The organism is Acidimicrobiia bacterium (genome assembly GCA_040902765.1).
Lineage (GTDB): Bacteria > Actinomycetota > Acidimicrobiia > Spongiisociales > UBA11373 > DATKBG01.
Window position 1 is genome coordinate 1 of sequence record JBBDWO010000033.1, and the last position, 11828, is coordinate 11828.

An 11828-nucleotide genomic window follows, 5' to 3' on the forward strand; every position below is an offset into this window, starting at 1 on the left:
GCTTGCCACAAGCCGAAACCTGATCCCGGGGCGAGCCTATTCGCGCACCCCCTAACCGCGGCTGAAGCGTCCCACGACGATCACCGCGAGGAATCCGGCCACGGCTGCGACGGCCGGGATGAGAGGATCGCTGGGCGCAGCGAGCGCCGCCGACTCGGTCCCGTCGGGCCACGGCCACAGGACTCGCAGCGACCCGGCCATCAACCCGATCAGGCACGCCACCACGAGATCGTGATGATCCCGCAGCAGTCGGTTGAGCAGGGTCGAGAACGACGAAAGCCCGAGCACGGCACCGATGACGAACACTCCGAGCAGCGCCGCCTCACGGTCGTTGACCGCACCGAGCACCGCCTGGTACATGCCGAGCATGAGCAGGATGAACGACCCGGAGATGCCGGGCAGGATCATGGCGACGATGGCGATGGCGCCCGCCCCGAAGAAGAGGAGTGGACCGGGGTCGGTGACAGCCGCGGACCGCAGCCCGAGCAGCAGGAAGGCGGCGATCGCCGTGGCCGTCGCCGCGAGTATCCGCGGGCCTGTCCATCGCTTTACGAGTGGCCAGGCAACGAGGATCGACCCCGCCACGAGGCCGAAGAAGGCGGCGGCGGTGGCCTGTGGCGCGTCGTGGAGGAGGCGCTCGATGAGTGACGCCAGGGAGACGACGGCGATGAGGATTCCGGCCAGCAGCGGCAGGATGAGCCCCCACTCCACGCCGCCAAACCGACGGCGTGCGTCGGAGAGGCGACCGCGGACCGCATACCCCAGCGTGGCGGCGCCCGACTGCACCGAAGCGATCAATCGCTCGTAGATGCCGAGAACGAGAGCGACGGTACCCCCCGAGACACCGGGAACCACATCGGCGGACCCCATGAGAAAGCCGCGCAGGACGTTGGCGAGATAGGGCATCAAGAGAGGCTAATCGGGGGTGCCTGGCGCGAGGCGCCAGGCACCGCGATTCGCGATTCGCTATTCGCCAGAGGAAGACAGCATCACGATGATGAGAACTGTCGTCTGAGGTTCTGCGAATCGCGAATCGCGAATCGCGAATCGCGCCTCAGTCCCCAACAGCCACCACGAACACCAACGCATCTCTGTCCGTATGCGTGATCGTGATTTCGAAGCCGGTGATGCCGAGCATCTCGGCTCGGCGTTGGGCGGTGCCGGAGATCCGCACGGTCGGCTTCCCGCCGCCGGTGATCTCGACATCGCGCCAGCGGACCCGTCGCCAGCCGGTGCCCATCGACTTCATCACCGCTTCCTTGCCGGCGAACCGTGCTGCGAACCGTCGCTCCGGCCTGGCATACCCCGCGGCGTACTCTTGCTCGTGCTCGGTGAAACACCGCTGCGCGAACCGCGGGTACTTGTCGAGCAGTCTCCCGACGCGCTCGATCTCAGCAAGATCGACACCGAGGCCCACTATGCGCATGGCCAGCCCCCTCTCCTCCCCCGTAGGGGGAGGTGGCAGCAGCCGAAGGCCGATGACGGAGGGGGAGGCCAGACGCGTGGCGAGGCCCACGTAGCGATCGCCCTCCCCCCTCCCCGCCCTTCGGGGGGCGGGACCGCGCTTAGTGCGTAGCGTCTGCTTCATTCGACGGTCACGCTCTTGGCCAGGTTGCGGGGTTGGTCGATGTCGTGGCCCCGCGCCGACGCCACGTGATAGGCGAGCAGTTGGAGCGGGATGATCGATACCAGCGGGGCGAGCACGTCAGGTACCCGCGGGATCCGCAGCACGGTGTCGGCGTGCTTTCCGACCTGCGCATCGTCGTCGAAGGCTACGGCGATGACATGGGCGCCGCGCGCCTTGACCTCCTGGATGGCCGACACGGTCTTGTCGTAGACGGCACCCTGAGTGATCACCACCACCACGGGCGTGCCATCGGTGACCAGGGCCAGGGTGCCGTGCTTCAACTCCCCGGCGGGCATCGCCTCCGAGTGGAGGTAGGAGATCTCCTTCATCTTGAGCGAGCCCTCCATGGCGACGGCATGGTCGAGGCCCCGACCGATGAAGTAGGCGTGCTCGTGGCCGTGGAACAGCCGCGCCGCCTCGACCACCTTGTCCTCGCCCTTCAGGGCCTCGGCGATCCGCCCGGGGGCGGACCGCAGCCCAGCCACGATCTCGTCGTACACCGTGGGATCGATCACCCCGCGCTGTCGACCGAAGTCGAGGGCCATCAGATACAGGCCGACGAGCATCGTCATGTACGCCTTGGTGGAGGCCACGGCGATCTCGGGCCCGGCCCGGGTGTAGACGACGTCGTCGGCTTCCCGGCTCAGAGTGGAGCCGACCACGTTGGTCAATGCCAGAAGCCTTGATCCCCGCTGCTTGGCGAGCGTCGCCGCCGCCAGGGTGTCGGCGGTCTCGCCGGACTGGCTGATGGCGACGGTCAACGAGCCGGGCCGGATCAGGGGATCGGCGTACCGCAGCTCGTGGGCGAACGCCGTCTCGGTCGGGATGCGGACCAATCGCTCGAACACCTCCTTACCGACGAAGCCGGCGTGGAGAGCCGTGCCGCAGGCGGTGATCCAGATTCGATCGAGCTGCGCCACGAGTCCATCGGGATAGGACACGTCCTCGAGGGCCACCGACCCGTCCTCCTGAAGCCGACCGCTGAGTGTGTCGGTCACCGCCTGGGGCTGCTCGAATATCTCCTTGAGCATGAAGTGCGGATAGCCGCCGCGTTCCGCCTGCTCGGCGTTCCAGGTGATCTCCAGGCGGTCCCGCTGCACAGGTGTCCCGTCGAGGGTCTGGATGCTGTAGCCGTCGGGGGTGATGTCGACGATCTCGCCGTTGTCGACCACCACGATGTCGCGGGTGTGCTGGAGGATGGCCGGTACGTCCGAGGCGAGGAACATCTCGCCGTCGCCGATGCCGATCACCAGCGGGCTGATCACCCGCACCGCCACCATGCGCCCCGGCTCCGCCCGCGCCATGGCCACCAGGGCATAGGCACCCTCGGCGCGCGCTACGGCACGGCGCACGGCCTCGAGGAGATCACCGTCGTACTCCCGGGCCACGATGTGGGCGAGTACTTCGGTGTCGGTATCGGACGAGAAGGTGGCTCCGTCGGCGGCGAGCTCCTCCTTGAGGGCGACGAAGTTCTCGATGATCCCGTTGTGAACCACCACCACCTCCCCACCGGGGTCGGTGTGGGGGTGGGCGTTGCGGTCGTTCGGGGCCCCGTGGGTCGCCCAACGGGTGTGACCGATGGCCGCAAAGCCCTCCAGCGGCTCCTCCTCGAGGAGGGCCATCAGCCGGGCCAGCTTGCCTTCGGCCTTGGTCACCGACAGTGCGGTGCCATCGTGGACCGCCACGCCGGCCGAGTCGTAGCCTCGGTACTCGAGCCGCTTGAGGCCATCGATGACGATCGGCGCCGCCTGACGCGGGCCGACGTAGCCCATGATTCCGCACATGCGCGTCTCCTCAGTTCGGGGATCCGGGAAGCGCGCGAAGCGGTGCTTCGCCTCACATCGGTCCGGGCTCTACCTCCGGGATCGCTCCCGGGCTTTTACCCGAACCGTCACGACCGTGAGTCGCCGAGAGGGCATCCGCCGACTACTCGATTGGGGGTTCTCCCCTCGAGCCCTCTTCCTCGTCACCTCTCCTAAAAGGAGAGGGCAGGCGCTATGGGGAACAGCATTCCCCGGGTCCGTAGGTTGTCGAAGAGACCTTACCGGAGCGCCGGTGATACGGGGATAGCAAATCGCGGTAGGCGATTCGCAGCCGGCGAAAAGCGGTTCTGGATAATCGCCAACAGCGAAGAGCCAAGAGCCGACCGGCTCAGCCGAGCCGGTCCTCCACCACCTCCGCAACGGTCCGCGCCACCCGGTCGGCGTCTGCCTGTGCGCGCGCCTCGACCATCACCCGCACCAGCGGTTCGGTGCCGCTCTCGCGGACCAGGATCCGGCCGGCGTCACCGAGTGCGGACTCGGCGCCAGCGACTGCCTCCCACACGGCGGGGGCATCGGCCAGGGCGCCGCGCTGTTTCACCGGCACGTTGATCAGCACCTGTGGGTATTCCGTCATCACCCGGCGGAGCTCGCGGAGGGGGCTGCCGGTGTCTCTCATCGCCTCGAGCACCCGCAGGCCGGTCACCAGGCCGTCTCCGGTCGCCTGACCGGAAAAGACCACATGGCCGCTCTGTTCCGTACCGATGGCGGCTCCGTGGACTCGTAACGCTTCGGTGACATGACGGTCCCCCACGGGCGTCTCGACGATCTCGATGCCAAGGTCGCGCAAGGCGAGACGAAGCCCCAGGTTGGCCATCACGGTGGTCACGACCTTGCTGCCGGGGAGATCCCCGCGCTCCAAGAGGTGCTTGGCGAGCACGGCGAGGATCACGTCACCGTTGCAGGTGGCGCCGTCCTCGTCGACGATGATGCAGCGGTCGGCGTCACCGTCGAAGGCCAGGCCGACCCGACCTGCGGCCGCGGCAGCAAGGCCCTCAGGGTGGACCGCGCCACAGCCATCGTTGATCCGGGCACCGTCGGATTCGACGTTGATCGCTTCGACTTCGGCGCCGAGCGCAGCGAAGAAGCGTGGCGCGACCGAGAAGGCCGCACCGTTGGCGCAGTCGAGGACCACGGACAGCCCCTTGAGCGTCCCGGCCGCGACCGATCGCAGGTAGTTCAGATAGCGGTCCTCAGCGTCGGGGAGCGCCGTCTGGTGGCCCACCTCCGGAGAAGTCTCCGCTGGCGCGGCCCGATAGCGGTCCTCGACGATCGCCTCGGCGTCGGGATCCAACTTGGACCCGTCGGCCGTGAAGAACTTGATCCCGTTGTCATCGGCAGGGTTGTGGCTGGCGCTCACCATGACGCCACATCCGCCGGCGAGCGCCGGGGTGAGGACGCTCACCGCTCCCACCGGGACGATGCCGAGATCGATGCTGTCCACTCCGGCGGCGGCGAACCCGGCGCCGACCGCGGCCGAGAGCATGGGCCCGGATCGGCGGGTGTCACGACCGATCACGGCCGGACCGGTGAGGTCGACGGCCACGGCCCGGGCGAGTCCGGTCGCCAGCTCGGCGGTGAGGTCGACCCCGGCCTTGCCACGAACGCCGTCGGTACCGAAGAGCTTCATCGGGTTCCCCGATGAAGCGGTCTGCGTAGTGATCGCCCTCCCCCCTCCCCGCCTTCGGCGGTACTCCCCCCTACGGGGGGAGAAAGGGAAGGGGCGCCCGAAGGGCGGCTCACCGCTTGGTGTACTGCGGGGCGCGGCGCGCCTTGCGGAGGCCGTACTTCTTGCGCTCGACGATCCGGTCGTCGCGGGTCAGCATCCCGGCCCGCTTGAGGGTGATCCGCTGGTCGGGGTCCAACTCGATGATGGCCCGGGCGAGAGCGAGGCGCATCGCATCGATCTGCCCGGTGACACCGCCGCCTTCGAGGATGGCACGCACGTCGTACCGGCCGTCGGCGCCCGCGATTTTGAGCGGTTCGAGCACACGCACCCGCTGCGCCATGCTCGGGAAGTAGGTCTCGAGCGCCTTGCCGTTGAGCAGCATCTGACCTGAGCCTTCGAACAGGGCGACGCGAACCACGGAGGTCTTGCGACGGCCGACGGTCTGGGCAACGGGCAGGGTCATGTGGCTTCGACCTTTCGGATCTCAAGAGTGCGTGGCTGGGGAACCTGCCCGGTATGCGGGTGGTCGGCGCCGGCGTAGACCTTGAGCTTGCGACCCATGGCCCGGCCCAGCCGATTCTTGGGCAGCATGCCCTTCACGGCCTTTTCGACGACCCGATCGGGGTACTTGGCGAGCATGTCCGTGAAGCTCGTCTCGGTGAGTCCCCCGGGATACCCCGAGTGGCGGTAGTACGTCTTCTGGTCGGCCTTGGCACCGGTGACGGCCACCGCAGCGGCGTTGATCACGACCACGTAGTCGCCCATGTCCACGTGGGGTGCGAAGGTGGGCTTGTGCTTGCCTCGCAGCAGCTGGGCGACCTCGGATGCGAGGCGGCCGAGCGGCAGGTCGGTGGCATCGACGAGCCACCAGGCCCGGTCGATGTCACCGGGTCGCGGCGTAAAGGTCTTCTGCAACTTCATTGAGGCGTCGTTCCTCCGACGGGGCCGTAGGGCACGCAGGATCGCCCGCGATGGGGCGGGAGCGGCGCCATATGGTACGCACGCCCGTACGAGACTGCCAATCGGCGTGTAGCGTCGCGACCTATGTCCGATCGCCTGGTCACGCTCGAGGAAGTACGCGCCGCCGCCGAGCGCGGCAAGAGCGTGGTGATGACCACGCCGCTGTTCCCGTCGTCGACCTTCAGTGCGCTCGCCGGGTGCGACATCCTGATGAAGGCGGAGAACCAGCAGCGGTCCGGCTCGTTCAAAATCCGCGGTGCCATGAACGCCCTGTCGCTGCTCGACGACGAGGAGCGCCGCAAGGGTGTGGTGGCCGCATCGGCGGGGAACCATGCCCAGGGCGTGGCGCTGGCGGCCACAACACTGGGCATCGCCTCGACCGTGTTCATGCCCGAGACGGCGATGATCCCCAAGATCGATGCCACCCGGGGGTACGGAGCCGAGGTCCGTCTGGTGGGATCGAACATCGGTGAAGCCCTGGACGCGGCTCGCCAGTTCAGTGAGCAGACGGGCGCCCACCTGGTTCACCCGTACGACGACGCCGCCATCATCGCCGGTCAGGGGACGCTGGGTCTCGAGATCCTCGAGCAGGCGAGCGGGATCGGGACCATCGTCGTACCCGTCGGCGGTGGCGGCTTGATAGCGGGGGTTGGCGCCGCCGTGAAGGCAGTAGACCCGTCGGTTCGCATCGTCGGGGTCGAGGCGAGCGCGACTGCGCCGTATGTCGCCAGCCGACAGTCGGGCGCACCCACCGACGTCGAACCCCGATACACACTCGCCGACGGGATCGCCGTCGCCCGGGCGTCGGCCCTGTGTTTCGAACACATCGAAGCGTTCGTCGACGACCTGGTCACCGTCGACGACGGCCAGATGACCGAAGCCGTCGCCTTGCTCCTCGAGCGGGCCAAGCTCCTCGTGGAGGCCTCGGGTGCCGCACCGCTGGCCGCCATGCTCGCCGGGAAGGTGGAGCCCAAGCCAGGGGCGACGGTCCTCATCCTTTCCGGAGGCAACGTCGACCTGCTGCTGCTCGACCAGGTGCTCCGCCACGGACTCGGCGCCGCCGGCCGCTTCGGCACCTTCGCCATCCGAGTGCCCGACGTGCCCGGCCAACTGGCGCGGGTCACCCGGACCATCGCCGACGCCGGCGCCAACGTCGTGTCCGTCCACCACCAGCGTCAGGGCATCGGCCTGCCCTTCGGATACACGGAGATCCGCTTCGAAGTCGAGACCCGTTCCGCCACCGAGCTCGAGGCCATTTTCGCGGCGCTCGAGGAGATGGGGATATCAGTGATTCGTTGACGGCCGTCGGCCGTCAACGAAGCTACCGGCTATCGGCTACCGGCACAGAAGCCGCAGGATCGAGGTCTTCGTCTGGCTGGTAGCTGTTAGCCGGTAGCTGCTAGCTGCGGCCGCAGGGCGCTCAATACTCCACTTTCCACAGCGTCAGGCCACGGGCAGGTGCGGCGCCTCGGGCGGCGTGGCGGTCGCGGGCCCTCAAGCGCTCTGCGATCGAACCGGGGTCGATCGTGCCCCTTCCGGCGTCGACGCAGAGCGCCACCATGGAGCGAACCATCTGGTGGCAGAACGACGAGGCCCGGACGGCGTAGACGAGGTAGCCGCGGTCGCGTCGCCACCGGGTCTCGAGGACGCTACGCACCACTGAGCGATTCACGGCCGCCCGACACAGCGTGGAGAAGTCGTGCACCCCGACGAACGCATCCGCCGCGGTGTTCATCGCTTCGACGTTCAGCGACGCGCCGACATGCCACACGCGATGGCGCTGCAACGGATCTGCCGTCGGGCGCTCGTCTACGAAGTACCGGTACGACCGTCCCGTCGCCGAGAAGCGAGCGTCGAAGTCGTCGGCCACGCGACGGACGCGATCGACCGTGACCTCGGGGGCCACCATCGACGATATCGATCGGTGGAAGAGCGGGAGGTCGGCGATCGCTTCCGACCAGGGGAACGAGACGACGTTGTGGCGGGCGTGCACCCCGGCGTCGGTGCGTCCGGCGACACTCGTCTTGGGCACCGAACCGAGCACGGTCCCGAGGGCCTCTTCGAGCACGGCCTGAACGGTCCGAACACCCCGGTTGCGGGCATACCCCCGAAACCCGGTGCCGTCGTAGGCGATGTCGAGGCGGTAGATGGTTCGCAATTCGCTATTCGCTATTCGCAATTCGCAGCCTTGGCTGGCTCACAGCCTGAACATCGCGGCTACTGCGACGAATGCTGCCCATCCTCCCACCGCGGCTACCAGGGCACGGGAGTGGTCCAACTCCAACGACACCCGGGCCGCCATCCAAAGCGTGGCCATCAGCCAGATCGACACGATCAGTTCGGAAGCGAGTGCGCCGACAAAGGGTCTGAGGATGAGCGAGGCCAGTATCACCGGCATCCCGATCGCCACGGCTGCCATCGTCCCGGGGAAGGTCCCATCGCCGTCGAGTGCTTTTCGACCGATGAGGTAGACCAAGCCGGAGAGCACGATCCACACGACGAGGCCCCGCAGCACGATGCGCAGCACGGCGAGTACGTCCAGGCCGTCTAGGAAGGTCGGGATCACCAGGATCAGCGCGACGATCACCACGACGATGGCACCGTCGGCGACGCCGTCCCGAGCCACCACCATGCGCAGATACGGGTTTCTGCGGAGCAGCGCAGCGTCGATGGCGTGTCGGATCACGGCCGAGACGTTACCCGCTGAACGTCATCGCCCACCCTTGCCGCGAGCGACGCGGATGCCCTGCGGGGTCACTTCCGGCTAGGCGCCTTGGCGTCGCGCTCCTTGGGTCGCGGGGCGATGTCGACCTTCGCCACACGGCGGCTGTCGGACACCCTCCGACGGATCTTCGGTTCCTCGAAGAACGGCCGATCCTCTGGCCGGGCGGGGCGTAGATCGTCGAACCACACCGCCGTCGGGTCGAATTTGGCGAAGAAGGGACGGCCCACCCAGGACGGATCCCGGGCCTGGAGGTACTCGAGAACGAACCACTTGTCGTCCCCCGACGTCGTCGTGCCCACAACCCTGACTTTGCCCGGGTGTGCCGACATCGACGGCCCACGCACGGTGCGCGCCAGCCCGGATACCTGCCGGTAGGCATCGCTGAAGATCTCATGGGTCTCGGCCAGCGGGATCTCGAAGTACTGCCGGGCACCCGTGTCGCGCACCACGAACATGTAATAGGGCACGCAGCCGAGGCGTACGCCCGTGCGCCACAGATCGGCCCAGGTATCGGCATCGTCATTGATGTGTCGCAGGACGGGACTCTGCATGCGGATGTTTGCCCCGGTGGCGAGGATCCGGCGGGTCGCCGTTTGCGACACCTCGGTCTGGAGCTCGACCGGGTGGGTGTAGTGACCCATGACCGACAGGTGTTTGCCGGTGGCGATGACCTCGTCGAACAGGCGCAACAGGTCATCGGCGTCGTCGTCGGTGACAAAGCGCTGGGGCCAGTAGCCGACCGCCTTCGTACCGATCCTGATGGTCGACAGATGCTCGATCTCGAGAAGGGGCTCGACGTACCTGCGGAACACCCGGGTCTTCATGATCAGGGGGTCACCACCGGTGAACAGGACGTCGCTGATGTCCGGGTCGGCGGCGACGTAGGACGACACCGTGTCGGCGTCGTCGGTGCCGAACCGGTTGGCCTTGTCGCCGACAAACTGAGCCCACCGGAAGCAGAAGGTGCAGTAGGCGTGGCAGGTTTGGCCGCGGTTCGGGAAGAAGAGCATGGTCTCGCGGTACTTGTGCTGGACGCCGTCGATCGGCTCCGAGTCGAACTCCGGGACGTTGTCGGTCATCTGACCGGCCGGGTGCGGGTTGAGCGTGGCACGGATGCGGTTCGCCTCCGCCTCGAGCTCGGGTCGCTCGGCACCGCCGTCCACCAGCGCGGCCATCGTGGCGAAATCCTCGTGGCTGAGCATGCCCCGCTGCGGGAAGGTGAGTTGGAAGATGGGATCCTCAGGTACTCGATCCCAATCGATGAGTTCGTCGATCACGTACTGATTGGTCCGGAAGGGAAGCACCGTCGCAACCACCCGAACCGCTCTGCGCACGGCGGGGTCGAGGGCCTGCCACTGCGGTATTTGGTCGATCCTGGACGCATTCAATGCCTTGAAGCGTTCCGCATCACTCATGCGTCTCCTCTCGATGGGCCTACGAAGACCCTAAACGGCCGGGCCGGAGTTGCCCATTCCGAGGAGCTTGGTCAGCGGCCTGGTGATCGACCGGCCCACGCCGAGATCGTCGAGTCCATCGAGACCGACCCACCGGGCATCGAGCACCCCATCGAGTGCCGAAACCCGCTCGTCCGGGGCGACGAAAGCGAACCGGAGGTCGAAGTGAAGGTGCCGGGGCTGATCGGCGTTCTCCGGGAAGACGTGGATGTCGATGTCGGCCAGCCCCGGCGACACCGGGACCACGTCGACGATTCCGGTCTCCTCGGCGATCTCACGCAGCGCGGCGTGGAGGACGGTCGGGTCGTTGGGCTCAACATGACCACCCGGCTGCACCCAGATGCCGAGCCGCTCGTGATGGATCAGCAGCATGCGGTCACCTTCGGGATGCACCACGAAACCGCTGGCGGTGAAATGCCCCGGCGTGTACTCGTATCGCGAGAACGGCTCGTGGGCTACCGCGGCCAGGTCGAGCATGCGGAGCCGGTACTCCTGCTCGTCCTGCTCAGGCGAGCGATAGTCGGTGAGGAGCCGGATCAGCTCAGAGCGTGAGGGAGGCACGGGGCGTCATTGTGGCAAGGCCAGGCACCAGCTACCAGTTACCAGTTACCAGGAAGTCTGGCCATGAGCCATGAGCTATTGGCTGTTCTTCTCGTCCCTCCAGGCCACGAACCGATCGAGGAACGAGAGGTCGTAGTCCGGGCCGTTGATGCTGAGTGAAAAGAGGGTGATCCCCTCGGCGAGGAGCGCCTCGGCGTAGGTGGCGTCGTCCCGGTTGACGAGCGGGATGCCCGTGGAGCGTTCGATGTCGGCGGGATCGCGTCCGAGTTTCCGGCACCACCCATCGAGGACCGATTTCTTGTGACGCATCACGGCGGCGTCACCGAAGCCATGCCAGATGTCGGCGTGCTCGGCGGTGATGCGGAGCGTGACCTTCTCCCCGCCTCCACCGACCATGATCGGCATCTTCCTCAGAGGCGGCGGGTTGAGGACCGCCAGCCGCTCCCGCATGATCGGCAGATCCCGGGCCAGGGCTCGGAGACGGCCCGGTGCCGTCCCGAACTCATACCCGTACTCGTCGTAGTCCTTCTGGAACCAGCCGGAGCCGATACCGAAGATCACCCGACCACCGGAGATGTGGTCGATCGTGCGAGCCATGTCGGCGAGCAGGTTCGGATTTCGATACGAGTTACAGGCGACCAGCGGTCCGATCTCGACCCGCTCAGTGGCCTCGGCGAGTGCAGCGAGGGTCGTCCAGCACTCGTAGTGGAGTCCATCCGGGTCACCCTGGGGCGGGAAGAAGTGATCCCAGGTGAACACGATGTCGGCGCCACGTTCCTCGGCTTCGATGGCCGCCTGGCGCATCGCGTCGAAGGTCCCGTGCTGCGGCAGGATCTGCACCGCGAGACGGACCTGGTAGGGATACTCAGCCATGCGCCGAGCCTAGAAGCGTTCAGAACTGACCGTACTTGGTACCTGGTACTTGGATGGCGCGCGGATAGGGGACGGCAGTCAACACTCTCTCCCCCCGAAGGGGGGAGTCCCGCAGGGAGCGCAGCGACCGGAGGGGAGG

General features: G+C 67.2%; 12 protein-coding genes. 1 reads left to right on the plus strand and 11 read right to left on the minus strand.

Features of this window, described 5'->3' with window-relative positions; translation table 11 throughout:
* Nucleotides 1-51 precede the first annotated feature (51 nt).
* The 6 genes from WEA29_09930 to rplM all read right to left on the minus strand — a co-directional run bounded on the left by WEA29_09930 (nt 52) and on the right by rplM (nt 6037).
* A complete protein-coding gene (locus WEA29_09930) occupies nt 52-906 on the minus strand; it encodes a DUF368 domain-containing protein (GenBank protein ID MEX2324073.1) in 855 nt (284 codons plus the stop codon).
* Nucleotides 907-1054: 148 nt separating this feature from the next.
* Entirely contained in the window at nt 1055-1426 is a 372-nt protein-coding gene (locus WEA29_09935; protein MEX2324074.1) for a holo-ACP synthase, read from the minus strand.
* 158 nt (nt 1427-1584) lie between these two features.
* On the minus strand, nt 1585-3411 hold the full coding sequence (gene glmS, locus WEA29_09940; GenBank protein ID MEX2324075.1) for a glutamine--fructose-6-phosphate transaminase (isomerizing): 1827 nt from the start codon (nt 3409-3411) through the stop codon (nt 1585-1587).
* Between the two features lie 367 nt (nt 3412-3778).
* Nucleotides 3779-5077, minus strand: a complete 1299-nt coding sequence (glmM, locus tag WEA29_09945) for a phosphoglucosamine mutase (protein ID MEX2324076.1) — start codon at nt 5075-5077, stop codon at nt 3779-3781.
* A 109-nt stretch (nt 5078-5186) separates the two neighbouring features.
* Nucleotides 5187-5579 carry a 30S ribosomal protein S9 gene (rpsI, locus tag WEA29_09950; GenBank protein ID MEX2324077.1) on the minus strand — a complete coding sequence of 131 codons (393 nt, stop codon included), beginning with the start codon at nt 5577-5579 and terminating at the stop codon, nt 5187-5189.
* Nucleotides 5576-6037, minus strand: coding sequence for a 50S ribosomal protein L13 (gene rplM / locus WEA29_09955; protein ID MEX2324078.1), 462 nt, complete (start codon nt 6035-6037; stop codon nt 5576-5578). Before rplM ends, rpsI begins: the two co-directional genes overlap by 4 nt.
* 123 nt (nt 6038-6160) lie before the next feature.
* Here rplM and ilvA point away from each other — a divergent pair, with 123 nt between their 5' ends.
* Nucleotides 6161-7375, plus strand: coding sequence for a threonine ammonia-lyase (gene ilvA, locus WEA29_09960; protein MEX2324079.1), 1215 nt, complete (start codon nt 6161-6163; stop codon nt 7373-7375).
* A gap of 121 nt (nt 7376-7496) precedes the next feature.
* Here the strand turns inward: ilvA and truA are convergent, their stop codons facing one another.
* From truA to WEA29_09985, 5 genes are all read right to left on the minus strand, one after another.
* On the minus strand, nt 7497-8234 hold the full coding sequence (gene truA, locus WEA29_09965; GenBank protein MEX2324080.1) for a tRNA pseudouridine(38-40) synthase TruA: 738 nt from the start codon (nt 8232-8234) through the stop codon (nt 7497-7499).
* 39 nt (nt 8235-8273) lie between these two features.
* Complete coding sequence (locus tag WEA29_09970; GenBank protein ID MEX2324081.1) at nt 8274-8762, minus strand: YIP1 family protein; 489 nt, start codon at nt 8760-8762, stop codon at nt 8274-8276.
* 68 nt (nt 8763-8830) lie between these two features.
* Nucleotides 8831-10216 carry a lysine 2,3-aminomutase gene (locus WEA29_09975; protein ID MEX2324082.1) on the minus strand — a complete coding sequence of 462 codons (1386 nt, stop codon included), beginning with the start codon at nt 10214-10216 and terminating at the stop codon, nt 8831-8833.
* Between the two features lie 30 nt (nt 10217-10246).
* Complete coding sequence (locus tag WEA29_09980) at nt 10247-10816, minus strand: NUDIX hydrolase (protein ID MEX2324083.1); 570 nt, start codon at nt 10814-10816, stop codon at nt 10247-10249.
* 75 nt (nt 10817-10891) lie between these two features.
* Nucleotides 10892-11689: an LLM class F420-dependent oxidoreductase gene (locus WEA29_09985; GenBank protein MEX2324084.1), complete on the minus strand. Its 798-nt coding sequence runs from the start codon at nt 11687-11689 to the stop codon at nt 10892-10894.
* Nucleotides 11690-11828: the final 139 nt, after the last annotated feature.